Source organism: Streptomyces lateritius (assembly GCF_014649715.1).
GTDB lineage: Bacteria > Actinomycetota > Actinomycetes > Streptomycetales > Streptomycetaceae > Streptomyces > Streptomyces lateritius.
In genome coordinates this window covers 222,026-244,834 of the sequence record NZ_BMTO01000011.1, presented here as the reverse complement: position 1 = coordinate 244,834, position 22,809 = coordinate 222,026, and the positions used below count along the sequence as shown (strand labels likewise).

Below are 22,809 nucleotides of genomic sequence, written 5' to 3'. Positions count from 1 at the left end.
GGCGCGACAGGACAGGTGTCAGCGCCGCCGCCGTCCGGAAATCCGGGGCCCCTTCTCGGGGGCGGGGGGTCAGACCTGCTGGCCGGAGAGGCGCTCGACGGCGCGCAGCAGGGCCGAGTGGTCCAGGCCGCCGTCGCCCTGCGCACGCAGCGAGGCGACGAGCTGGGCGACGACGGCACCGACCGGAAGGGCCGCGCCGACGTTGCGGGCGGCGTCGGTGACGATGCCCATGTCCTTGTGGTGCAGGTCGATCCGGAAGCCGGGCTTGAAGTCCCGGTTCAGGAAGTTGTCCTTCTTGCGGGTCAGGACCGTGGAACCGGCCAGGCCGCCGTTGAGGACGTCCAGGGCGGCCTGGAGGTTCACGCCGGACTTCTCGAGGAAGACGACGGCCTCGGCGCAGGCCTGGATGTTGACCGCGACGATGAGCTGGTTGGCGGCCTTCACCGTCTGGCCGGAGCCGTGCGGACCGCACAGGACGATGGTCTTGCCGAGGGCCTCGAGGATCGGCAGGGCCTCGTCGAAGTCGGCCTGCTCGCCACCCACCATGATCGACAGGACGGCCTCGATGGCGCCGGCCTCGCCGCCGGAGACGGGCGCGTCGATGACGCGGATGCCCTTCTCCTTGGCGTTCTTGGCCAGATCGACGGAGGTCTGCGGGGTGATCGACGACATGTCGATGATCAGCGCGCCCTGGCGGGCGTTCTCCAGGATGCCGTTCTCGCCGTAGGCGATGGCCTCGACCTGCGGGGAGGCCGGGACCATGGTGATGACGACGTCGGCGCCCTTGACGGCCTCGGCGATCGACGCGGCGGCGGTGCCGCCGGCCGCGGCGAGGCGGTCCAGCTTGTCCTGCTCCAGAGTGAAGCCGGTGACGGGGTAACCCGCCTTGATCAGGTTCTCGGACATGGGGGAGCCCATGATGCCGAGACCGATCCACGCGATCTTGGGAAGAGTGCTCATGGTGAGGGTGCCTCTCGAAAACAGGTGGTACGGGGAGGAGGTCAGCGGGCCGCGCGGGCCTCGGCCGGGAGCCATTCGAAGGACGCGGCGGCGTCGGCGGCCTTGTACTCCAGGCCGACCCAGCCGTCGTAGCCGGCCTTCTTGAGCTCGTCGAGGAGCTGCTCCAGCGGCAGGTCGCCGGTGCCCGGCGCGCCACGGCCCGGGTTGTCGGCGATCTGGACGTGGCCGGTCCTGTCCGCGTACTGGGCGATGACCTCGCTCACGTTCTCGCCGTTCATCGACAGGTGGTAGATGTCGAGGAGGAACTTGGCGTTGCCGAGCCCGGTGGCCGCGTTGACCTTGTCGACGACGTCGATCGCGGCGGGGGCGCTCACCAGCGGGTAGAGCGGCGACTCCGGCTTGTTCAGGGTCTCGATCAGCAGGATGGCGCCGATCCGGTCGGCGGCGCGGGCGGCGAGGACCAGGTTCTCCAGGGCGAGGGAGTCCTGGATCTGCGGGTCGACGCCGTCGACGCGGTTTCCGTAGAGCGCGTTGAGCGCCTTGCAGCCGACCGAGGCGGCGAAGTCGGCCGCCACTTCGATGTTGGCGCGGAAGCGGTCCGACTCCTCACCGGGCACCGAGAGGGCGCCCCGGTCCGGTCCAGGCAGCTGTCCGGCGTAGAAGTTCAGGCCCACCAGCTGGGTGCCGGCGTCGTCCAGAGCCTTCTTGAGCGCGTCGAGCTCGCTCTGGTCGGGGGTGGCGGTGTCGATCCAGGGCCACCACAGCTCGACCGCGGTGAAGCCCGCCGCGGCGGCGGCCGCGGGGCGCTCCAGGAGCGGGAGTTCCGTGAAGAGGATCGACAGGTTCACATCGAAGCGCTGGTCCGTGTATCCCATGAGGGGCGGCGCTCCTTCCGTATTGCGGAAGTAAGTTTCTGTCTGACGGAATGTTGCACGCAGGTGTGCGGGGGTGTCAAGAGGGCCCCGCCGCTCCGGGCTGCCGCCGGCCGGCTCCCGGCCAGTAGCGTGGGGGCATGGTGCGTTTGAGAGTGGAGTTCACGACCGAGCCGTTCGACCTGGACGAGGCGCCCGCGCACGCCGTCGTGGCGCGTGAGGTCATCCAGGCGGCCGAGCTCGACGCGGTCGACGTCGGCCCCTTCGGCAATACGGCGGAGGGCGCCGCCGACGAGGTGCTGACCGCCGTCGACGCCCTGCTGCGCAGGTCCCTGGCGGCCGGCGCGACCCGTGTCTCCCTCCAGGTCAACGTGATCGACGGTGCCAGGGAGGGCGAGAAGTGAACGAACACCCCCTGGTCGCCGCGGTGAAGCCGCTGGCCGACGCGATGGGCGCGGAGATACTGGGCCCCGAGCAGGCCGAGCCCGACGACGTGGTCCTCGCCTGGGAGGGCGAGGACGTCCTCGCCGTCCGGCTGCCGCAGCTCTCCGACTCGCTCGACCACATCCTTGCCGCGATGGAACGGCGGCACGGGATGCCGCTGGCCGAGCTCGACCGCAAGGCCAAGCAGGAGGTGGTCCGCCTGCTCGAAGCCCGCGGCGCCTTCTCCGTGCGGCACGGGGTGGAGACGGTGGCCGGGGCACTGGGTGTCAGCCGGTTCACCGTGTACAACTACCTGAACAGGGAAAACGCCGCCAAGAACGGCTAGTTGATCATGTGTTGGCCATGAGCCGTCGTCCGGATGTCGGGACGACGGCTTTTGTGTGGCCGAGTTTTCAACAAAGTGTTGACGTGGTGTTGCGGGAGGGCGTTAGCTATCCGCAGCCCGTCCGACGCACAGCGAAAAACAGCCACGGAGGCTTCCCGTGACTTCAGGTACGACACCGGGCCTCACCCGGTTCAACACCTCGGCGGACAGCGACGCTGTCGCCGCGCTCCACGAGGTGTGTTCCAGTTCGGCGTGGGCGAGCAAGATCCTCGCCCAGCGCCCGTACGCCACCGTCGAAGCCCTCTTCCTCGCCAGCGACGCCGCCATGGCCGAGCTGACCGCCGAGGATCTGGCCGAGGCGATGGCGGGCCACCCGCCGATCGGTCGTCCGAAGGCCGGGGACCCGACCTCCTCCCGCGAGCAGAGCGGGATGGCCGGCGCCTCCGAGGAGCTCAAGGCCGAGATGCTCGAACTCAACCTGGCCTACCAGGACAAGTTCGGTCATGTCTTCCTGATCTGCGCCACCGGTAAGACCGGCGAAGAGATGCGCGACGCGGTCCGCGAGCGGATCGAGCACTCGCCCGAGCAGGAGCGGGAGATCGTCCGCACCGAACTGGGCAAGATCAACCGCATCCGCCTGACCCGTCTCGTAGAGGAAGAGAGCGCCGCATGAGCACCGACACCACCGCCTCGGTCTCCACGCACATCCTGGACACCAGCATCGGCCGCCCCGCCGAGGGCGTCGCCATCACGCTCGCGGCCCGCAGCGGCTTCGACGCGGAGTGGGTCGCACTCGGTGGCTCCGCCACCGACGCGGACGGGCGCTGCAAGGACCTGCCGGCCCTGCCGGAGGGCACGACCCACGTACGACTCGACTTCGAGGTCGAGGAGTACTTCTCCAAGAAGCAAGCCGAGGCGCAGCAGGACGCCCCCCGCGTAAGGGACAGCGGTGCGTTCTTCCCGGAGGTGGCGATCACGTTCACCGTCAAGCCGGGCGAGCACTACCACGTACCGCTGCTGCTCAACCCGTTCGGCTACTCCGTTTACCGAGGGAGCTAGCAGACATGCCCACGATTCTCGGCCAGAACCAGTACGGCAAAGCAGAGAACCGCGTCGTCAAGATCACGCGGGACGGCGACACCCACCACATCAAGGACCTGAACGTCTCCGTCGCCCTCTCCGGCGACCTCGACGACGTCCACCTCACCGGCTCCAACGCCCACTGCCTGCCCACCGACACGACGAAGAACACCGTCTACGCCTTCGCCAAGGAGTACGGGATCGAGTCGGCCGAGCAGTTCGGCATCCACCTGGCGCGTCACTTCGTGACCAGCCAGGAGCCCATCCACCGGGCCCGGATCCGGATCGAGGAGTACTCCTGGGAGCGCATCGCCACCTCCGACGCCAACTCCAAGTTCATCGGCGCCGACGACGTCAACCACTCCTTCGCCCGCAAGGGCCAGGAGACCCGCGTCACCCAGATCACGTACGACGGTGAGAAGTGGGAGGTCATCTCCGGCCTCAAGGACCTCGTCGTCATGAACTCCACCAACTCGGAGTTCTGGGGCTACATCAAGGACAAGTACACGACGCTCCAGGAGGCGTACGACCGCATCCTGGCCACGCAGGTCTCCGGCCGCTGGCGGTTCAACTGGACCGACGACGAGCAGCGGATGCCCAACTGGGAGAAGTCCTACGAGCAGACGCGCAAGCACATGCTCCAGGCCTTCGCGGAGACGTACTCGTACTCGCTGCAGCAGACGCTGTACCAGATGGCCACCCGGATCATCAGCCATCGCTCGGAGATCGACGAGGTCCGCTTCTCGCTCCCGAACAAGCACCACTTCCTGGTGGACCTGGAGCCCTTCGGGCTCAAGAACGACAACGAGGTCTACTACGCCGCCGACCGCCCGTACGGCCTGATCGAGGCCACCGTGCTGCGCGACGGAGCCACGGCGCAGATCCCGGTCGACATGACCAACCTCTAAGCGGCCCTGCGTGATCGCCTCCGCCCGCCCGCAGTCGGGCGGGGGCGGCCACCAGACCGGAGGGACGTACCCATGGCACAGCCCGCAACGGGGCCGGCACCTGCCGGAGACCCGTGTTCCACCCCGCCGGCCACCTCGACCGAGGTCCACCCGGTGGACGAGAAGCTTCCCGCCTCGCGGCTCGTACCCGCCGCACTCCAGCACATCGCGGCCATGTACGCGGGCGTCGTCACCCCTCCGCTGATCATCGGCCAGGCGGTCGGCCTGGACGCCGCCGGGATGACCCGCCTCATCGCCGCGAGCCTGCTCATCGCCGGCTGTGCCACGATCCTGCAGACCATCGGTGCCGGACGGTTCGCCGGAAACCGGCTCCCGTTCGTCAACGCCGCCTCCTCCGCCGGCATCGCACCGATGCTCGCGATCGCCGAGACCAGCGCCCCTGGCCACCAACTCCCCGCCATCTACGGCGCGGTGATGGTCGCCGGAGGCTTCTGCCTCGCCGTCGGCCCCTTCTTCGGCCGGCTCCTGCGCTTCTTCCCGCCGCTCGTCACCGGCGTCGTGATCACCCTCATCGGCGTCACCCTGATGCCCGTACCGGTGAGCTGGGCCCAGGGCGGCGACAAGGAAGCCGTCGACTTCGGCGCCGGCAAGTACCTCGCGCTCGCCGCCGTCACGCTCGTCGTGATCCTGCTCTTCCAGCGCTTCGGCAAGGGCTTCCTCAAGCAGATCGCCCTGCTGCTCGGTCTCTTCATCGGCACGCTCGCCGCGATCCCCTTCGGGATGGCCGACTTCTCCGCCCTGAGGGAAGCGCCGGTCGCGGCACTGCCCTCGCCCTTCGCCTTCGGCGCACCGGAGTTCCAGCCCGCCGCGATCCTGTCCCTGTGCATCGTGATGCTCGTCCTCATGACCGAGTCCAGCGCCGGCATGCTCGCCCTCGGCGAGATCTGCGAGCGCCGCGGCGACGGGAGGACGATCACCCGCGGCCTGCGGACCGACGGCGTCGCGACCCTCCTCGGCCCCGTCTTCGGCGGCTTCCCGACCTCGGCCTTCGCCCAGAACGTCGGCGTGGTCTCGCTGACCCGGGTCCGCTCCCGCTACGTCGTCGCCGCCGCCGGTGGCGCCCTGCTGGTCCTCGGCGCCTTCCCGGTCCTCGGCGCGGTCGTCTCCATGGTGCCGATGCCCGTCCTCGGAGGCGCCGGCATCGTCCTCTTCGGCTCGATCGCGGTCAGCGGTATCCGTACCCTCTCCGAAGCCGGGCTCGACGACAGCTCCAACATCGTCCTGGTGGCCGTGGCGCTCGGAGCGGGCATCATCCCGCTCGCCGCGCCCACCTTCTACGCGGACTTCCCCGCCTGGGCACGGACCGTGCTCGGCTCCGGGATCAGCGCCGGAGCGCTGGCCGCGGTCACGCTCAACCTGTTCTTCCACCATCTCGGCACCCGGAGCCGTCACGCGGCCCCGGCACTCAAATCCTCCTAGGGTCCTGCCGTGCCCACACCACCGCAGAGGAATGAAGGAACCACCGCCATGGCAGCACCTTCGGCAGCCCAGCGCATCGTCATCGAGAACTGTGCGATCGCGACCGTGGACGCCAACGACACCGAGTACGCCTCCGGGTACCTGGTCGTCGCCGGCAACAAGATCGAGTCCATCGGCGCCGGCAAGGCGCCCGAGGGCCTGGAGAACGTGGTACGCCGGATCGACGCCACCGGTCATCTGGTGACGCCCGGTCTGATCAACACGCACCACCACTTCTACCAGTGGATCACCCGGGGCCTGGCCACCGACCACAACCTCTTCAACTGGCTGGTCGCGCTCTACCCGACCTGGGCCCGCATCGACGAGTCGATGGTCCGCGTCGCCGCCCAGGGCTCGCTGGCCATGATGGCCCGCGGCGGCGTCACCACCGCCATGGACCACCACTACGTCTACCCGAAGAACTCCGGCGACCTGTCGGGCGCCATCATCGGCGCCGCCTCCGACATGGGCGTGCGCTTCACCCTGGCCCGCGGCTCGATGGACATGAGCGAGAAGGACGGCTTCCTGCCGCCGGACTTCGCCGTCGAGACGACCGAGGGCGCGCTCGCCGCGACCGAGGAGACGGTCAAGAAGTTCCACGACGCCTCCTTCGACGCGATGACCCAGGTCGCCGTCGCCCCCTGCTCCCCCTTCTCCATCTCCACCCGTCTGCTCAAGGAGGGTGCCGAGCTGGCCCGCCGCCTCGGGGTGCGCATGCACACCCACGGCTCGGAGACGGTGGAGGAGGAGAAGTTCTGCCACGAGCTCTTCGGCATGGGCCCGACCGACTACTTCGAGTCCACCGGCTTCCTCGGTGAGGACGTGTGGATGGCGCACTGCGTCCACATGAACGACTCCGACATCGCCGCCTTCGCCCGTACCGGTACGGGTGTGGCGCACTGCCCCTCCTCCAACGCGCGCCTCGCCGCCGGCATCGCCCGGGTCCCCGACATGCTCAAGGCGGGCGTGCCGGTCGGCCTGGGTGTCGACGGCACGGCCTCCAACGAGTCGGGCGAGCTCCATACCGAGCTGCGCAACGCGCTCCTCGTCAACCGCCTCGGCGCCCACCGCGAGGCCGCGCTCAACGCCCGCCAGGCCCTGCGCCTCGGTACGTACGGTGGCGCGCAGGTCCTCGGCCGGGCCGACTCGATCGGTTCGCTGGAGGCGGGCAAGCTCGCCGACTTCGTGCTCTGGAAGATCGACGGGCTCGGTCACTCCTCGATCGCCGACCCGGTGACCGCGATCGTCTTCGGCGCCGCCGCTCCGGTGACGGCCTCTTTCGTCAACGGCAAGCAGATCGTCGAGAACAACCGCCTGCTGTTCGCGGACGAAGAGGCGATCGCCCGCGACGCGCGCGCGGAGGCTCAGCGCCTGGCCCGCATCACGGCCCAGGGCTGATCCACCCCAAGGAGTCCGACCGAGGGGGACGGCCCTCGGTCGGTCGCCACGGACCCGAGCGGGGCCCGTGGCCGGCCGGACGGGGGGTGCCCGTACGTAAAGAGGTACGGCACCCCCCGGACGGTCGATGTGTGTCCCACCTCCCCGGACGCACGACGCACGACGCACGACACGACGCACGGCACCCCCAGGCCTGCGCGACCACACGAAGAAGGCAGCACCCCCAACGAGACACCCCAGCGTTTCCTCATGAGCCGCACACCGTGAGGCGCACCACTGCACGACTTTGCACCACCTTGCACCACCTCCCTGACACCCGCGTCACCGCCGACGTGTAACCGACCGGAGGAACCGCCGTGGCCGCCAAGCCCAGGTTTCGCAATGATGCACAAGACGCAGGCGCCGACACCGAAGACCGGAGCACCAAGCATCCGGTCGACGAGACTCTGCCGCCCCTGAAAATGTTCACCAGCGGTCTGCAGCACGTGGCCGCCATGTACGCGGGCGTCGTTGCCCCGCCGTTGATCGTCGGTGCGGCTGTCGGACTCTCCGGCACCGAACTGACCTTCCTCACCGGAGCCAGCCTCTTCACCGCCGGATTCGCCACCTTCCTCCAGACGCTCGGCGTCTGGAACATCGGCGCCCGGCTGCCGTTCGTCAACGGCGTCACCTTCGCCGGCGTCGCTCCGATGCTCGCGATCGTCGACACGACCGACGACAAGACCGACGCCCTGCCCATCATCTTCGGCGCGATCATCGTCGCCGGTGTCCTGGGCTTCATAGCCGCTCCCTACTTCTCCAAGCTGGTCCGCTTCTTCCCGCCGGTCGTCACCGGCACCGTGATCACGCTCATCGGCGTCTCGCTGCTCCCGGTCGCCTTCGGCTGGGCCCAGGGGCCCAACCCCACGGCCGAGGACTACGGTTCGACCACGTACCTCACCCTCGCGGCCGTCACCCTCGCTGTGGTCCTGGTCCTGCGCCGCTTCACCAGGGGCTTCCTGAAGCAGGTCGCCGTCCTGGTCGGTCTCGTCATCGGCACGCTCATCGCGATCCCCTTCGGTGTCACGGACTTCAGCCCGGTGACCGAGGCGTCCGTCGTCGGCTTCCCGAACCCCTTCCACTTCGGCGCCCCGCAGTTCGCACTCGCCGCGATCATCTCCATGTGCGTGGTCATGCTGGTCTCGATGACCGAGTCGACCGCCGACATGCTGGCGCTCGGCGAGATCGTCGAGCGGCCGGCCGACGAGAAGACCATCGCGGCCGGACTGCGGGCCGACACCCTCGGCTCCGCCATCAGCCCGCTCTTCAACGGCTTCATGTGCAGCGCGTTCGCCCAGAACATCGGTCTGGTCGCGATGACCAAGATCCGCAGCCGCTTCGTGGTCGCCTGCGGCGGCGGCTTCCTTGTCCTGATGGGCCTCTCGCCGGTGGCCGCCTCGCTGATCTCGGTCGTCCCGCGCCCGGTGCTCGGCGGCGCGGGCGTCGTCCTCTTCGGCTCGGTCGCCGCAAGCGGCATCCAGACCCTGGTCAAGGCCGGCCTGGAGAAGGACAACAACGTGCTCATCGTGGCGGTCTCGCTGGCCGTCGGCATCATCCCGATCACGGAGCCGGAGTTCTACCACGCCTTCCCGGAGACCGCGAAGATCATCCTGGACTCGGGTATCTCGACCGGCTGCGTCGCGGCGGTCCTGCTGAACCTGGTCTTCAACCACCTCGGCAGGCGCCGGGACGACGACGAGGTCACGGCGCCCATGGAACCGGGCGAGGAGATCTCCGAGACCCGTACGGCCAAGGCGGCGCACGTCCACTGAACACGCCCCGCCCCGCCGCCGAGCCGGTCCCCGCGCGCCACGCGGGGGCCGGCCTCGCGCGCCTGCCCGGCCGGGGCGCGCCGTCGCCTCGACCGGACGTGGCGGACGCCGCCGGGACGAACCGGGGCGTCGGCGGGCGCACGGTCGTGCTCATCAACCCCAACACCTCCGTCACCACGACGGCGATGATGACCGCCGTCGCGCGGCGGACCCTGGGGCCCACCGTCCCCGTCCAGGGCCTGACCGTGGAGCGCGGCCCCCGCATGCTCACCGAACCCGCCGCGCTCCGGGCCGCGGCCCTGGAGGTGGTCACGGCCGGCCGCCTGGCGCTGTCCGCAGGCGACCGCGCGGCCCTGATCGTCGGCGCCTTCGGCGACCCCGGCCTGGACGAACTGCGGGCGCTGGCGGACATTCCGGTCGTGGGGATCGGCGAGGCGGCCCTCCTGGAGGCGTCCGCCGGGGGGACCCCCTTCGGCATCGCGACGACGACCCCCCTGCTCGCGGACTCGATCGCCGACCAGGTCGCCCGCCTCGGCCTCACGCCCCTCTTCACCGGCCTCCGCCTGACCCAGGGCGCCCCGGAGATGCTCGCCGCACGACCGGAGTCACTGCGCGAGAGCCTGGCGCTCGCGGGAGAACGCTGCGTCATCCGGGACGGAGCCCGCGCGATCGTCATCGCCGGCGGCCCCTTGTCCGACGCGGCGGAGTCCCTCCGCCCCCACTTCGCGACCCCCCTGATCGCCCCGATTCCGGCCGCCTGCCGCCTCGTCGCCCGCCTGACGCCCACCGGCGGGTGAGGCCCGGTCCGTCGACCGCACCACGCCACCGCGGCACAGTGCGGGCGCACCACCCGCCGGGCCCCGAACGCCGCTACGCGGGGCGCCAGTTCGGGTCGCGGCCGCTCAGGCCGATCACGCGGTCCAGGAGAGGGGCCGTCGCCGGGACCGGCACGACCGGGCCGAAGAAACCCTCGTCCCCGGGGGCGGCGTCCTCCGCCGGTGTCAGCAGGGCCTCCGAGACCCTCAACTCCTCCTCGCTGACTTCGTACTCCTGGTCCGTCGCCCGTGCCAGGTCCCAGCCGTGGATCAGCAGTTCGTCGAGCGCGACCCGGCCCATCACCACGGCCGGCAGTTCGACCCCGCCCGCCCGGGTGTCCCCCTCCCAGGCGCCCGGCTCCCGCCAGGCCGCCGCCAGCTCGTCCAGCGCCCGCGGCAGGGCCGTACGCCAGTCGTCCGGCAGGACCGGCAGGGACGACCCGGGCGGCGTGTTCGCCGTCGGGCCGAACTCCTTGCGGGCCGCGTCCCGAAAGGCCACGCTCAGTCCCGCCAGGTGCGCGAGCACCTCCCGTACCGCATAGGCGGGACAAGGCGTCGGGTCCCCCAGCCGCTCGTCGCCGGTGCCCGTCGCCAGCCGCGCGACCCGCTCGGCGGCCGCGCCCAGATCGATGTGCGGCGTCTTCTCCGCGTTCTCCATGTTCTCCATACGGGGCAGACCGTCCCGACCGCCCGAACTCATCGCTCCTCACCGCTCCGCTCCCATGCGCCGCAGGCACTCCCGCGCCAGTGACGGATAGGCCGCCGCGATCGCTTCGTACAGCCTTCTGCGCAGCAGCCGTTCGGCCTCGGCGCGGCCCGTCGAGCCGTACAGCCCGTCGAGCAGCGTCTCGTACCGCGACAACGCGTGCCGCAGGTAGCTCACCTGCCACCGCACCAGCGCCCCCGCTGCCACCCCGCCCGGGCCGCGGGCCCCGAGCAGGTGCCGGTGGCGGACCGCCCGGCGCTCCAGCTCCGCGGCCGGGAGCCGGGGCACCTCGATCGGTTCCGCGCGGATCGCCGCCAGCACCGCCCGTCGCCGCCGCTCCGCCCCCGCCTCAGCGGCCGCGGACCTCGACCCCGAGGCGGCCGCGCACCGCGCGAACTCCGGCGTCCGCTCCACCGCCTCCACCCGCGCCAGCAGATAGAGGCGCACGGGCGCGAGCGACCAACGCCGCGGATCCCGGCCCTGCACGTCCGGCTCGCCCAGCAGGTCCCGCACCATCGCGTCGGTCCAGCCGCGCTCGCGCAGTGCGCCGAGCGTCGTATAGGTCGTACGGTCCGTCATGATCCCCCCAGATCTCGTCACGGAGAGTGATGAATCCAGTGAAGCGCACTCCACTGACAACGACCCCGCCCCGCCCCCTTGTGGCACCTCCCGCCCGGGTGCAATAAAGGTCTGGACCATGTCGACGGACGGAGGCATTCCCGTGCAACGCCCGCTCGCCGCAACCCTCTTGACCGCCGCCACGCTGTGTCTCGCGGCCTGCTCCCCGACCCCCGCCAAGGACACCGCCGGCCCCACCGTCCCCACCGGAGTCACCGCTGCCTCCGGGAGCGCCCGCACCGTCCACGTCATGTGGAGCGCGGCCACCGACGACCGTGCCGTCACCGCCTACGAGGTCTACCAGCAGGGCCGCAAGGTGAAGGAGCTCCCCGCCACGACCCTGATGACCGACATCGTGAACCTGACCCCGGCCACCCCCTACACCTTCACCGTCCGCGCCCGCGACGCCGCGGGAAACCGCTCCCCGCACAGCGCGACCGTCCCCGCCACCACCCTTGCCGCCACCGCCCAGGACCGGACGCCCCCTACCGCCCCGGCCTCCCTGCGCGCCACCCCCGACGGTGGCCGCGCGGCCACACTGACCTGGGCACCGGCCCGCGACGACACCAAGGTCACCGCCTACGACGTCTACCAGGCCGACTCCCGGATCCACACCGTCTCCGGCACGGCCACCACGGCCCGTGTCACCAGCCTGCGCCCCGGCACCATCTACACCTTCACCGTCCGCGCCCGCGACGCCGCCGAGAACTCCTCCCCGGACAGTAACCCCGCCGACCTCACCACCGCCCGCGCCCCCGGCGCCCCCGCGAGCACCGCCCCCACCGACCTGAAGGCGACCGCCACCCAGGACGGCATCACCCTGACCTGGACCCCGCCGAAGACCGGCGCCGTGGTCAAGGAGCACCAGCTCTACCTCGACGGGAAGTTCGCCACGACCATCGTCTGGGGCGCCGAACCGCCCCTCGGCCGCGCGACCTACACCTTCACCGTCCCGGACGCCCCCGGCACCCGCTACAGCGTCAAACTCCGCGCCAGACTGCCGGACGGCACCTGGGGTGACTTCTCCGCCCAGCGCACCGTTGTCGTCCTATGACAGCGCTCCCCGCCGACCGCCTCCGCCTCGGCGTCCGGCTCGCTGCGGAACTACCCTGGGAAAGGTGGCAGCGACCGTGCTCACCAACACCGGGCTCGACACGTTCCTGCAAGGAACCCCCGAGTCCCGCGACGCCTCGTACGCGCGCGCCGCCGACGCCGTGCTCGGGCTCCTGTCCCTGCGCGGGGCCGACCGGAGGAGCGGGCTGCCGGAGCCGAGCGTCGATCTCGTGCGGCATGTGCTCGTCGAAGACCTGCCCGCCTTCGTCTACGCGACGCCCGAGGAGCTGCCGGCCTACCCGGCCGTGCTCGTGGCGCTGACCGAGAGGATGCGGGAGGCCGGGCGGCTGAACAGGAAGCGGCAGGCGCGGATCGTTGCCGCGATCCTGGAGACCGGGCCCGACTTCGAGCGGGCCATGACGGACGCCGCCAACCTCACCTGGCAGCGCTGGTACGCCTCCCTGCTGGCCGCCGACGGCGTCGACCGTGACGATCCCGCCGCCGTACGCGCCTGGCTCGCCGCCCACGACGGCGTGACGCCGCCCGACGGCCTGCACCGGGCCGCCCTGATGAACCGCAGCGAGTTCGCGGCCATGATGCTCGCCGAGGTCCTGACCGGGGCGTACGTACGGGAGGCGCAGGCGCCCTCGCCCGCCGGACCGCTGCTCTCCGACGAGGACGTCTCGCACGGCGTCGGGCGGGTGGCGGGCGAGCTCCTCGACCGGTGGACCGCTGAGGGGCTCGCCGGGGCGCTCGCCGGGTCGTACGCGCATCTCGCGCCCGGTCCGGAGGCCTTCCCCCATCTCGTCCTCGCCGACACCCTCCTCGACGAGCACCTCGACTACTACGGCGACTCCTGGACCCCGCTCCCGCCGCCGCCCATGGAGGCCCACGACCCGCAGCGGTCGGTCGAGGCCGGCGCCGATCTCCTCGCCGGCGCCGTCGAGGAGATGAGGAGTGACGAGAGCGGCGGACTGTACGACGGCGAGGCCGCGCACCTGCTCTACGCGCTGTACCAGCGGGGCTCCACCGCCGAATCGGTCGCCCGCAGGGCCGCCGAGTTCGAGGACTGGCCGGTCGACCCCCGCCTGGAGGACGCGCCCGTCCTCGTACCGGCGAAAGCGCCCGGGGAGTACCAGGTGCCGCCCGTCCCGGAACTGTCCCGGCTCGTCGGATCGGCCGTCACGGACGCCGACCGGGCCCGGCTCGAACCGTCCGCCCGGGCCATGGCCGGCACCGTCGACCGGCTCGCCGCGACCCGCATGGTCTTCCGCACCGGAGACGCCTTCGGGCTCACCCCATGGGGCGTCGAGGTGCTCCGCTACCTGCTCCGCGTCCGCGGCGTCGCCGCGCCCGACGCCGCCGAGGCCGCCGCCTGGGACGCCCCGACGATCATCGCCGCCGCCGAGGGCTGGTCCGCCTCGGCCGCCGCGCGCGTCCTCGCCGACTGGCTCCGCGCCCGCGGGGACACCGTCGACGCCTGGGCCCACCTGCTCACCGCCCTCGGCACCGTCAACGCCGGCACCTCCGAGGCGGCGGCCACCCGCGCCCTCTTCGGCGCCCTGGACCCCGAGGCCGCCCCCGTCGAGGCCCTGCGCGGCGCCCTCGACGACCCGGTGATGGGGGCGTACGCGTACGGGGTGCTGCGCGCCCGGGGCGAGCCGGCCGACGAGACCCGCGTACCGCTCTCCGCCCGCGCCGTACTGATCCTGGACCGGCTCTCCCGCCGCTCGGCCGGAGCGAGCGCCTTCGACACCGCCGCCGCCGGCTGGCCGGGCGGCGCCCGCGCCCTGGCCGAGGAGATGGCCGCGATCGACCCGCACACGGCCTTCCGGACGCTGAAGGCCCTCGGCACCACCCTCCCCGCGCCCGGCCCCGGGAAGGAGCGGGCGCGGCGCCGTCGCCGGAGCGTGCGCCGCACCCGCTGATCCCGTGGGGGAGGGGAGGCGGTCAGGGAGGAGTGGTCAGGGAGGAGTGGTCAGAGGAAGGCCGGTCAGGAGAGGGCGGTCAGGTACATCCCCGACGCCCCGGTCCCCGCCGTGTTCCGGCAGCTGAAGTTCCCGCTCGGCCGGGCGTGGATCAGCGAGAGACAGCGGCCGAGCGCCGCCTGGCCGTAGTGGTTGGGGTGCATGTTCTCCTGGAGGGGGCCCTGCGTCTGGTTCTGGTCGATCCAGCGAGCCCACTCACTGGTCGATGCCGAGGCCGGCACGGTCGCGCTGACCTGCTTGCTGGACTTCGCACACACCTCGCGCCCCTGGAGCATGTCGCGCAGATCCATGAACTGCGCGCCCTTGGCGGCGGCGACGCCCTTGAGACGGTTGGCGATCTGAGGGACCAGCGAGTCCCGCGCCCAGTCGGAGTCCAGGTTCCAGAAGGGGCAGCCGCCGGTGTTGGTACGGCTCCAGCCACTCTCCGCGTACCGGTTCTCCGCAGCGCGCGGGATGGGCGACGGGTACGACTGGAGCACGATCCGGTAGTCGGACGCGGCGTACCCGGCGCCCGACATGACCGCCCGGATCTCGTCCACCGACTTGCCGACGTTCGCCATCACGCCGTCGATCTTCGCGTCGACCTCGGCCTGCTGGTCGTCGTGGCAGTACGAATACCAGACGATGTAGTCGGTCGCGCAGGTGGTGATGATGTCGGCGAAGCCCAGGTCGTTGCCGCCGATCGACAGCACGATCGTCTCGACGTCGTGGGAGGCGGCGATGGAGGCGAGCTGGTCGGCCTGCGGCGCCTCGCCCTTGTACGCCACGCCGCCGCTCGCGGCCCGGAAGACGTTCCGGGTCGTGGCGCCCGAGCAGGCGATGTTGATCAGCGCCGAGGCGATCGGGCCGGCGCTCTTCACCTCGGCCGAGTCGGAGCGGTGACAGCCGTTGGCGGCCGTGGTCCCGTAGACGCGGCCGGGATCGTAAGCGCTCCCCGTCCACGCCCGGTCGGTCCCGTTGCGGCTGCCGGTGGTGGTCAGGCTGTTGCCCTGCCAGCGCCCGGCCTCGCCCGAGATGTAACTGTCACCCATCGACACGACGGCGGTGGGCCCGGCACCGGGGCTCGCCAGCGCCGGGGAGCCGCCACCGGCGGTCAGCAGCCCGCCCGCGGCGAGCGACAGAGCGAGAAGTCCGCGCACGGCACGGCGGGGAGAACGGTGGGGGGTGGGCATGGCTGCGCTCCTGCGTCCTTGCAGTGGAGTGAGGGTCAGCCGCCGGCCGGTGGCATGCGGAATCTGGCACGCCGTGGCTTGTTACCGCTAGGTAGCCGCACGTCTCGGTTGCGTCACATGCCCTGTGAAACGCCCCGGATCGAAAAGGGCTCCGCCCCCGGTGCTCTGCGTTCACCAGGGGCGGAGCCTGTTTTCCCCGGTCACCGCCGGGACACTGCTCGGCCGCTGTGCGGGTCGGCCGGTCAGAAGAAGTCGATCAGCAGGTGGGCGACTCAGCCGATCAGCTGCTCGTACGCCGGGAGGGTCAGGAAGTCCGCGTAGTCGGCGTCGAGGGAGACGTGGAGCAGGAGGTCGTGGGCCTGCTGCCACTTGCCGGCCGCGAATGCCTCCTCGCCGATCTCCGCGCGGATCGCGGCCAGTTCCTCCGCCGCGACCTCGCGGGCCAGTTCCGGAGTGGCCCGCACGGTCTGTCCGGCGTGCTGGAATTCGACACCCGCGTTGATCCACTGCCAGATCTGCGAGCGCGAGATCTCGGCCGTGGCGGCGTCCTCCATCAGGTTGAAGATGGCGACCGCGCCGAGGCCGCGGAGCCAGGCCTCGATGTAGCGGATGCCGACCTGGACCGCGTTGCGCAGGCCCTCGTACGTGGGGTGCGCGTCCAGGGAGGCGATGTCGATGAGTTCGGGGCCCTCGACATGGACGTCCTCGCGCAGCCGGTCCTTCTGGTTCGGCCGGTCGCCGAGGACCGCGTCGAAGGAGGCCATCGCGATCGGGACGAGGTCCGGGTGGGCGACCCAGGAGCCGTCGAAGCCGTCGCCCGCCTCGCGGTCCTTGTCCGCCTTGACCTTCTCGAAGGCGACCTTGTTGACCTCGGCGTCGCGGCGCGACGGGATGAACGCCGCCATGCCGCCGATCGCGTGCGCGCCGCGCTTGTGGCAGGTGCGGACGAGGAGTTCGGTGTACGCCCGCATGAACGGGGCCGTCATCGTCACCGCGTTGCGGTCCGGGAGGACGAACCTGGCGCCGCCGTCACGGAAGTTCTTGACGATGGAGAAGAGGTAGTCCCAGCGGCCGGCGTTGAGGCCCGCGGCGTGGTCGCGGAGCTCGTAGAGGATCTCCTCCATCTCGTACGCCGCCGTGATCGTCTCGATCAGGACGGTGGCGCGCACGGTGCCCTGCGGGATGCCGACGTAGTCCTGCGCGTAGACGAAGATGTCGTTCCAGAGGCGGGCCTCCAGGTGCGACTCCGTCTTCGGGAGGTAGAAGTACGGGCCCTTGCCGAGCTCGATGAGCCGCTTGGCGTTGTGGAAGAAGTACAGGCCGAAGTCGACCAGGGCGCCGGGGACCGGGCGGCCCTCGAAGGTCAGGTGACGCTCCTCCAGGTGCCAGCCGCGCGGGCGCATCACGACCGTGGCCAGCTCGTCGGCCGGCTTGAGGGCGTAGGACTTGCCCGACTTGGGGTCCGTGAAGTCGATCTTCCGGGTGTACGCGTCGATCAGGTTGACCTGTCCCAGGACCACGTTCTCCCAGGTCGGCGCCGAGGCGTCCTCGAAGTCGGCGAGCCACACCTTCGCGCCCGAATTCAGCGCGTTGATCGTCATCTTGCGGTCGGTCGGGCCGGTGATCTCGACACGGCGGTCGTTCAGGGCCGCCGGGGCCGGCGCGACCCGCCAGGAGTCGTCCGCGCGGATCGCGGCGGTCTCCGGGAGGAAGTCGAGCGTCGAGGTACGGGCGATCTCGGCGCGGCGCTCCGCCCGGCGGGCGAGGAGCTCGTCCCGGCGCGGCGTGAACCGCCGGTGCAGCTCCGCCACGAAGGCGAGGGCCGCGTCGGTGAGCACCTCCTCCTGCCTCGGCAGGGGCTCGGTTTCGACGACGGCCAGGGGGGACGGCGCTGGTGCGGACATGAACTGTCACTTCCTTCAGCGGGCTTCACGGGCGGTGCCTTGCGGCCGCCGGGCGTCGCGGATCGGCACGGAGTGCCGCAGGCGCCGAGATACGGCCGCGAGCGCCGTCACAAGGTCAGGCGCTTCTGAACAGTGGATACTAGTTTCCTCATGGTGGAAGTTCAATGGTTTGTTGATGTCGAGATTCTCCGGATCGACAGAACGTGGCGCTCAGTGCCACCCCCTTCACTCAAGGTGCGCCAGATCCGCCTCCGTGTCGATGTCGTACGGCTCGGCCACATCCGAGCAGTCCACCAGCGTGATCGCATCCCGGTGCTCCTTCAGATAGTCGCGCGCTCCCTGGTCACCGACCGCCCCCGCCGCGATCCCCGCCCAGCGGTCCGCGCCGAAGAGCACCGGATGGCCACGCTCGCCGCCGTACGAAGCCGCCACCAGGGCGTCGCGCGAGCGGTACGCCGACCGGACCCGCGCCACCGCCTCGGCGCCGATCCCCGGCTGGTCCACCAGGCTCACCAGGGCCGCGTCCACCGGCAGCGCCTCGGCCGCCAGCGAGGCCAGACCGGCCCGCAGCGACGACCCCATGCCCTCGGCCCACTCCGGGTTGTCGACCAGGACGCAACCGGGCAGCTGTGACAGCTCCCGTACGTGATCGGCCGAGGCGCCCAGCACCACGTGGACCACCTCGCAGCCGCCCTCCCGCAGCACGCGCACCGCGTGCTCGACCAGCGGACGGCCGCGGTGGGTCAGGAGTGCCTTGGGACGGCCGCCGAGCCGCCGTCCCCCGCCCGCGGCGAGCAGCAGGCCGGCGATCAGGGGAGGGGTGTGCTCCGTGTGCGTCATGAGCCCTGCATACCTCATGGGGCGTCATAGGGGCCCGTACACACGTAGGCCTGAATTACGCCCACGGAGTGGCGCCGCCGGCGCACGATGGCGTTAACTTGCCCGCGACCCTGGGCGCCCGGACAACCGCACAGAGTCGTGCGAGGGGGAGAACCGTGTTGCGAAGCGTGGGGCAGAGGCGTGTGACAACCGGCGGCGGCGAGGACCCGAGGGTGGCGGAGCTGACCACCGCCGTCTCCCGGCTCCGTCGCGAACTGGCGGCCCACCGGGCGGAGTTCGCCGACCGGGGGATCGCCGAGGACGAACTGGCCGCGCTGCACGCGATGGCTGTGAGCGGGATCCCCGAGGTACGGCGGCTGCGCCGCTCCCTGCTGGTGATCGCCGGCGCGATCGGCTCCGTCAGCGCCCTTTCGAACGGCCTCGCGGGGGTCCGTGAGGCGGTCGAGCTCTTCGGGGAGCCGTCACGCGAGGCGCCCTGAGCGGGGGAGGGGACCCGCGGGCCGGACGAGGACCGCGGGCCTGACCGCCCCCTCGGTGATCACCTCCGGATCAGGCGGCGGGCCGTCGCCGCCGCCACCGCCGCCGTGCGCGAGTCGACGCCCAGCTTGGCGAAGATGTGCACCAGATGGGACTTCACCGTCGCCTGGCTGAGAAAGAGCACCTTGCTGATCTGCTGGTTCGACAGGCCCTCGCCCACCAGCTGCAAGACCTCCAGCTCCCGCTTCGTCAGCGCCTCTGCCGGTGTCCGCATCCGGTCCATCAACCGGTGCGCCACGGCCGGTGCGAGCGCCGACTGGCCCGCCGCCGCCGTACGGACCGCCGCCGCCAGCTCCTCGGGCGGCGCGTCCTTCAGCAGGTAGCCCGCCGCGCCCGCCTCCACCGCCGCCAGGATGTCCGCGTCCGTGTCGTACGTGGTCAGCACCAGGACCCGGGGCCCGCCGGTACGGGACGTGATCGCCGCGGTCGCCTCCGAGCCATGCATCCCTGACCCGAACTGCAGGTCCATCAGGACCACCTCCACCCCGCCCGCCGCGGCCAGCTCGACCGCGCGCTCGGCCGTGGCCGCCTCGCCGACCACGGCGAAGTCCGGCTCCGCGGCCAGGACCGCCCGCAGTCCCGCCCGTACCACCGGATGGTCGTCGGCGAGCAGGAGACGGATCGTCATGTCGACACTCCGGTGGGAAGAGGGACGGGAGGGGTGACAGGCAGGGGCAGGGAGACGGCGACGGCCGTGCCCTGACCGGGCGCGGACTCGACCGCGAACGTGCCGCCCAGCGACTCCGCCCGCGAGCACATCGCCGGCAGCCCGAACCCGCCCTCGGCGGAGGACGCGACCCGAGCGGGGTCGAAGCCCTTGCCGTCGTCGACGACGTCCAGCGTCACCGACGCGTCCATGAACGACAGCGTGATCTCCGCCCGAGCCGCAGAGGCGTGCCGCACCGTGTTGGCCAGCGCCGACTGGGCGATCCGCAAGAGCGCCACCTCGTAGGGCGTGGGCAGTTCCACCGGTGTCCCGCTCATGGAGAACCGCACCCGCGGCCCTGTCCCGGCCGGCACCGTTCCGTCCCGCTCCGGCCCGTCGGACTCCGTTCCGTCCGGACCGGCCGCCGCTGTCCCCGCCACGCCCGGCTCGCAGAGCCGCTCCAGCGCCGCCGCCAGCGAACCGTGCTCCAGGTCCGGCGGCGACAGCGCCCGGACGAACCGCCGGGCCTCCGCGAGGTTGTCCTGCGCCGCCCGCCGCGCCCGTTCGATGTGCCCGGCGGCAGGCGAGTCCTCCGGCAGCGTCCGCTCCGCGGCCCGCAGCAGCAGCTGGATCGAGGAGAGGCCCTGCGCCAGGGTGTCGTGGATCTCCCGCGCGAGCCGCTCCCGCTCCGCCAGCGTGCCCGCGTGCCGCTCGGCCGCCGCCAGCTCCGCCCGGGTCGCGATCAGCTCCTCCACCATCCGGCGCCGCCGCTCGCTCTCCCGGTACAGCGCCTGGTAGCCCAGCACCGTCGCCACGGCCACCGCCGCGCCCAGCAGCGGACCTATGAAGACGCCCGGATTGAGCGGCGCGCCGTGCCGTACGTACGACAGGATCGCCGCGCACGCCGTCAGCGCCACCGACGGGACCGACCAGCGCACCGGCAGCAGATGCAGCTGGAGGAAGTACAGCGGGAACGCCACCCAGAGCCCCTCCGGGGTCAGCCACAGCAGCGCCAGCCAGGACGCGCACAGCACGCCGAGCCAGACCCCGGCCGCCCGCCGCGACTCCTGTACGGAGGGCAGAAAACCGGCCGCGTAGACCGCGCTCGTGAGCGCCGCCAGGGCCGCACCTCCGGCCGAGTCGGCCCGGAGCGCGGCCAGCGCCAGCAGCCCCGCCAGCAGCAGATGCAGGCAGAGGCGCAGCACGCGCAGGACGGGGGTGAGGGAACGCGGATCCATGATCCCTCCAGCGTAGGCCGGGGCAGACAATCCGGACTCAACCGAAAGTTTGATTGCGGAGCCATCCGTGGCGCGATGTCCCGGCCCGCTCCGGCCCAGCACCCTGGAGCCCATGTTCGTGGCATGGAGAGACCTGAGATTCGCCAGAGGGCGATTCACCTTGATGGGCACCGTGATCGTGCTGATCACCCTGCTCGTCGGACTGCTGTCCGGGCTGACCGCCGGACTCGCCCGTGAGAACATCTCGGCGATCACCGGGCTGCCGGCGGACCGGCTGGCCTTCGCCGCCCCGCCCTCCGGGCAGTCGGTCTCCTTCACCAACTCGGCGGTGACCGAGAGCCAGTGGCGGCGGTGGGCCGGGCGGCCCGGGGTGAGGAGCGCCGAGCCGCTCGGGATCCGTACGCTCAACGCCGCCGCGGGGGACCGTACGGCCGCGGTCTCCGCCTTCGGTACGGAACCGGCGGCCGGGATCGCGCCCGGGAGCGGGAAGCTCGGGCCGGGGCGCGTCGTGCTCTCGGCGTCCGCCGCCGAGGAGCTGGGGGCGAGCGTGGGAGAGGCGGTACGGCTGGGCCCGCTGGAGGCCACCGTCGCGGCGGTCGCGGGCGACGCCTCGTACAGCCACACGCCCGTCGCGTGGACCTCGCTCGACGACTGGCAGAGGCTCGGGCACAACGGCACGACCCCCGAGGAGCAGGCCACCGTCATCGTGCTGAGGACGTCCGGCGGGGCGGATCTCGCGGCCGGCGACCGGGCGGCGGGAACGGAGTCGAGGACCGTGGACGAAGCGCTCACCGCCATAGGGTCGTACCAGGCCGAGAACGGTTCCCTTCAGCTCATGCGGGGCTTCCTCTTCGTCATCTCCGCGCTCGTCATAGGGGCCTTCTTTACGGTCTGGACGATCCAGCGCAGCGGTGACGTCGCCGTCCTCAAGGCGCTCGGCGCCTCGACCCCGTACCTCCTCAGGGACGCCCTCGGTCAGGCGGTGCTCATGCTGGGCGCGGGCACCCTGCTCGGTACCGGCCTCGCGGTGATCGTCGGCGCGCTGGTCAGCGGCGGGGACGTGCCGTTCGTCCTGGAGCCGCTCACCGTGCTCGGCCCGGCCGCGGTGATGATCGTGCTCGGTGTGCTCGGCGCGGCCCTGTCCATCCGGCGGATCACCGCCGTCGACCCCCTGACCGCCCTCGGGAGCGCACGATGAGTCTTGTTCTGGACGATGTGACCTTGACCTACCCGGACGGGGACGGGCGCCTCACGGCACTCGACTCCGTCTCGCTGGAGGTCCCGGCGGGCCGTCTCACCGCGGTTGTGGGACCGTCCGGCTCCGGCAAGTCCAGCCTGCTCGCGGTGGCGGCGACGCTCGTCCCCCCGGACCGGGGGCGGGTCGTGGTGGCCGGTGCGGACACCGGGGCGCTAAACCCGGCGGGGAAGGCGGCGCTGCGGCGGGAGCGGATCGGGATCGTCTTCCAGCAGCCGAATCTGCTGGCGTCGCTGACGGCGGTGGAGCAGCTGCAGGTGATGGCGCACCTCTCGGGCGCCAAGCCGAAGGCGGTACGGGAGCGGGCGCTGACGCTCCTGGACGCGGTCGGCCTCGCGGACCTGGCGGGCCGCCGGCCGCACCAGCTCTCCGGCGGCCAGCGCCAGCGCGTCACGCTCGCCCGCGCCCTGATGAACGAGCCGGCGGTCCTCCTCGTCGACGAGCCCACGAGCGCCCTGGACCACGAGCGGGGCGCGGCGATCGTGAGCCTCCTGGCGGCGCTCACCCGGGACCGTGGCACGGCGACGATCCTGGTGACCCACGACCGCACGCACTTGGCCACGGCCGACCGTACGGTGACCGTCCACGACGGCCGCCTGTCCCAGCCGCCCCCTGCCTGAACCACCGGGGCCGATGCCCACCGCCGGGCCTCCGCCCGCGGGCCTCCCCCGTTTCGCCGCCCGCCCCGCCCCGTCGCGGGCGTTCGTCCCGCAGGGCGGGA

The 22,809-nt window shown here is 71.7% G+C and carries 23 protein-coding genes; 14 read left to right on the top strand and 9 right to left on the bottom strand.

What is annotated here, in order from left to right; translation table 11 throughout:
- Positions 1–69 precede the first annotated feature (69 nt).
- Positions 70–960, bottom strand: a complete 891-nt coding sequence (locus IE136_RS23600) for a 2-hydroxy-3-oxopropionate reductase (protein WP_189601322.1) — start codon at positions 958–960, stop codon at positions 70–72.
- 41 nt (positions 961–1,001) lie between these two features.
- A complete protein-coding gene (locus IE136_RS23595) occupies positions 1,002–1,835 on the bottom strand; it encodes a TIM barrel protein (RefSeq protein ID WP_158991842.1) in 834 nt (277 codons plus the stop codon).
- A gap of 140 nt (positions 1,836–1,975) precedes the next feature.
- Between IE136_RS23595 and IE136_RS23590 the strand changes: the two genes are divergently transcribed.
- The 9 genes from IE136_RS23590 (at position 1,976) to IE136_RS23550 (ending at position 10,113) form a co-directional block, all read left to right on the top strand.
- Entirely contained in the window at positions 1,976–2,236 is a 261-nt protein-coding gene (locus tag IE136_RS23590; protein ID WP_189601342.1) for a thiamine-binding protein, read from the top strand.
- 44 nt (positions 2,237–2,280) lie between these two features.
- Entirely contained in the window at positions 2,281–2,601 is a 321-nt protein-coding gene (locus tag IE136_RS23585) for a helix-turn-helix domain-containing protein (RefSeq protein ID WP_229819075.1), read from the top strand.
- A gap of 157 nt (positions 2,602–2,758) precedes the next feature.
- The gene (gene uraD / locus IE136_RS23580) at positions 2,759–3,274 is read left to right on the top strand and encodes a 2-oxo-4-hydroxy-4-carboxy-5-ureidoimidazoline decarboxylase (protein ID WP_189601320.1); all 516 of its coding nucleotides are present in this window, start codon (positions 2,759–2,761) and stop codon (positions 3,272–3,274) included.
- The gene (gene uraH / locus IE136_RS23575; protein ID WP_158991846.1) at positions 3,271–3,660 is read left to right on the top strand and encodes a hydroxyisourate hydrolase; all 390 of its coding nucleotides are present in this window, start codon (positions 3,271–3,273) and stop codon (positions 3,658–3,660) included. Before uraD ends, uraH begins: the two co-directional genes overlap by 4 nt.
- Positions 3,661–3,665: 5 nt before the next feature.
- Positions 3,666–4,589: a factor-independent urate hydroxylase gene (gene pucL / locus IE136_RS23570; RefSeq protein WP_158991848.1), complete on the top strand. Its 924-nt coding sequence runs from the start codon at positions 3,666–3,668 to the stop codon at positions 4,587–4,589.
- Positions 4,590–4,661: 72 nt separating this feature from the next.
- Positions 4,662–6,068 (top strand): nucleobase:cation symporter-2 family protein, encoded by a 1,407-nt coding sequence (locus IE136_RS23565; protein WP_189601319.1) that lies wholly within the window; start codon positions 4,662–4,664, stop codon positions 6,066–6,068.
- Positions 6,069–6,116: 48 nt separating this feature from the next.
- On the top strand, positions 6,117–7,505 hold the full coding sequence (locus IE136_RS23560; protein ID WP_158991852.1) for an 8-oxoguanine deaminase: 1,389 nt from the start codon (positions 6,117–6,119) through the stop codon (positions 7,503–7,505).
- A gap of 356 nt (positions 7,506–7,861) precedes the next feature.
- Positions 7,862–9,316: a nucleobase:cation symporter-2 family protein gene (locus IE136_RS23555; RefSeq protein WP_189601318.1), complete on the top strand. Its 1,455-nt coding sequence runs from the start codon at positions 7,862–7,864 to the stop codon at positions 9,314–9,316.
- 98 nt (positions 9,317–9,414) lie between these two features.
- A complete protein-coding gene (locus IE136_RS23550; protein WP_229819063.1) occupies positions 9,415–10,113 on the top strand; it encodes an aspartate/glutamate racemase family protein in 699 nt (232 codons plus the stop codon).
- A 73-nt stretch (positions 10,114–10,186) separates the two neighbouring features.
- On the opposite strand, the gene IE136_RS23545 is transcribed toward IE136_RS23550, so the two are convergent.
- Positions 10,187–10,789, bottom strand: a complete 603-nt coding sequence (locus IE136_RS23545) for a TIGR03086 family metal-binding protein (RefSeq protein WP_189601341.1) — start codon at positions 10,787–10,789, stop codon at positions 10,187–10,189.
- A 48-nt stretch (positions 10,790–10,837) separates the two neighbouring features.
- A complete protein-coding gene (locus IE136_RS23540) occupies positions 10,838–11,416 on the bottom strand; it encodes a hypothetical protein (RefSeq protein ID WP_189601317.1) in 579 nt (192 codons plus the stop codon).
- Positions 11,417–11,534: 118 nt separating this feature from the next.
- Here IE136_RS23540 and IE136_RS23535 point away from each other — a divergent pair, with 118 nt between their 5' ends.
- Both IE136_RS23535 and IE136_RS23530 read left to right on the top strand, forming a co-directional pair.
- On the top strand, positions 11,535–12,509 hold the full coding sequence (locus IE136_RS23535; RefSeq protein WP_189601316.1) for a fibronectin type III domain-containing protein: 975 nt from the start codon (positions 11,535–11,537) through the stop codon (positions 12,507–12,509).
- 64 nt (positions 12,510–12,573) lie between these two features.
- A complete protein-coding gene (locus IE136_RS23530) occupies positions 12,574–14,436 on the top strand; it encodes a hypothetical protein (RefSeq protein ID WP_189601315.1) in 1,863 nt (620 codons plus the stop codon).
- 65 nt (positions 14,437–14,501) lie between these two features.
- Here the strand turns inward: IE136_RS23530 and IE136_RS23525 are convergent, their stop codons facing one another.
- From IE136_RS23525 to IE136_RS23515, 3 genes are all read right to left on the bottom strand, one after another.
- A complete protein-coding gene (locus tag IE136_RS23525; protein WP_189601314.1) occupies positions 14,502–15,668 on the bottom strand; it encodes a GDSL-type esterase/lipase family protein in 1,167 nt (388 codons plus the stop codon).
- A 272-nt stretch (positions 15,669–15,940) separates the two neighbouring features.
- Positions 15,941–17,572: a malate synthase A gene (gene aceB, locus IE136_RS23520; protein ID WP_189601313.1), complete on the bottom strand. Its 1,632-nt coding sequence runs from the start codon at positions 17,570–17,572 to the stop codon at positions 15,941–15,943.
- A gap of 225 nt (positions 17,573–17,797) precedes the next feature.
- A complete protein-coding gene (locus IE136_RS23515; protein WP_189601312.1) occupies positions 17,798–18,412 on the bottom strand; it encodes a nucleotidyltransferase family protein in 615 nt (204 codons plus the stop codon).
- Between the two features lie 155 nt (positions 18,413–18,567).
- Between IE136_RS23515 and IE136_RS23510 the strand changes: the two genes are divergently transcribed.
- Positions 18,568–18,891: a DUF5955 family protein gene (locus IE136_RS23510; RefSeq protein ID WP_158991866.1), complete on the top strand. Its 324-nt coding sequence runs from the start codon at positions 18,568–18,570 to the stop codon at positions 18,889–18,891.
- Positions 18,892–18,950: 59 nt separating this feature from the next.
- On the opposite strand, the gene IE136_RS23505 is transcribed toward IE136_RS23510, so the two are convergent.
- Together IE136_RS23505 and IE136_RS23500 are read right to left on the bottom strand one after the other, a co-directional pair.
- Positions 18,951–19,577 (bottom strand): response regulator, encoded by a 627-nt coding sequence (locus tag IE136_RS23505; protein ID WP_158991867.1) that lies wholly within the window; start codon positions 19,575–19,577, stop codon positions 18,951–18,953.
- Entirely contained in the window at positions 19,574–20,833 is a 1,260-nt protein-coding gene (locus IE136_RS23500) for a sensor histidine kinase (protein ID WP_189601311.1), read from the bottom strand. Before IE136_RS23500 ends, IE136_RS23505 begins: the two co-directional genes overlap by 4 nt.
- Before the next feature lie 112 nt (positions 20,834–20,945).
- Between IE136_RS23500 and IE136_RS23495 the strand changes: the two genes are divergently transcribed.
- Together IE136_RS23495 and IE136_RS23490 are read left to right on the top strand one after the other, a co-directional pair.
- A complete protein-coding gene (locus tag IE136_RS23495; RefSeq protein ID WP_189601310.1) occupies positions 20,946–22,031 on the top strand; it encodes an ABC transporter permease in 1,086 nt (361 codons plus the stop codon).
- Entirely contained in the window at positions 22,028–22,708 is a 681-nt protein-coding gene (locus tag IE136_RS23490) for an ABC transporter ATP-binding protein (RefSeq protein ID WP_158991871.1), read from the top strand. Before IE136_RS23495 ends, IE136_RS23490 begins: the two co-directional genes overlap by 4 nt.
- Positions 22,709–22,809: the final 101 nt, after the last annotated feature.

Excerpts from the sequence above, each read along its gene's own strand:
- IE136_RS23600 (WP_189601322.1), bottom strand. The coding sequence starts at position 960 with ATGAGCACTCTTCCCAAGATCGCGTGGATCGGTCTCGGCATCATGGGC.
- IE136_RS23595 (WP_158991842.1), bottom strand. The coding sequence starts at position 1,835 with ATGGGATACACGGACCAGCGCTTCGATGTGAACCTGTCGATCCTCTTC.
- IE136_RS23585 (WP_229819075.1), top strand. The coding sequence starts at position 2,281 with ATGGGCGCGGAGATACTGGGCCCCGAGCAGGCCGAGCCCGACGACGTG.
- uraH (WP_158991846.1), top strand. The coding sequence starts at position 3,271 with ATGAGCACCGACACCACCGCCTCGGTCTCCACGCACATCCTGGACACC.
- pucL (WP_158991848.1), top strand. The coding sequence starts at position 3,666 with ATGCCCACGATTCTCGGCCAGAACCAGTACGGCAAAGCAGAGAACCGC.
- IE136_RS23565 (WP_189601319.1), top strand. The coding sequence starts at position 4,662 with ATGGCACAGCCCGCAACGGGGCCGGCACCTGCCGGAGACCCGTGTTCC.
- IE136_RS23560 (WP_158991852.1), top strand. The coding sequence starts at position 6,117 with ATGGCAGCACCTTCGGCAGCCCAGCGCATCGTCATCGAGAACTGTGCG.
- IE136_RS23545 (WP_189601341.1), bottom strand. The coding sequence starts at position 10,789 with ATGGAGAACGCGGAGAAGACGCCGCACATCGATCTGGGCGCGGCCGCC.
- IE136_RS23540 (WP_189601317.1), bottom strand. The coding sequence starts at position 11,416 with ATGACGGACCGTACGACCTATACGACGCTCGGCGCACTGCGCGAGCGC.
- IE136_RS23535 (WP_189601316.1), top strand. The coding sequence starts at position 11,535 with ATGTCGACGGACGGAGGCATTCCCGTGCAACGCCCGCTCGCCGCAACC.
- IE136_RS23525 (WP_189601314.1), bottom strand. The coding sequence starts at position 15,668 with ATGCCCACCCCCCACCGTTCTCCCCGCCGTGCCGTGCGCGGACTTCTC.
- aceB (WP_189601313.1), bottom strand. The coding sequence starts at position 17,572 with ATGTCCGCACCAGCGCCGTCCCCCCTGGCCGTCGTCGAAACCGAGCCC.
- IE136_RS23515 (WP_189601312.1), bottom strand. The coding sequence starts at position 18,412 with ATGACGCACACGGAGCACACCCCTCCCCTGATCGCCGGCCTGCTGCTC.
- IE136_RS23505 (WP_158991867.1), bottom strand. The coding sequence starts at position 19,577 with ATGACGATCCGTCTCCTGCTCGCCGACGACCATCCGGTGGTACGGGCG.
- IE136_RS23500 (WP_189601311.1), bottom strand. The coding sequence starts at position 20,833 with ATGGATCCGCGTTCCCTCACCCCCGTCCTGCGCGTGCTGCGCCTCTGC.
- IE136_RS23495 (WP_189601310.1), top strand. The coding sequence starts at position 20,946 with ATGTTCGTGGCATGGAGAGACCTGAGATTCGCCAGAGGGCGATTCACC.
- IE136_RS23490 (WP_158991871.1), top strand. The coding sequence starts at position 22,028 with ATGAGTCTTGTTCTGGACGATGTGACCTTGACCTACCCGGACGGGGAC.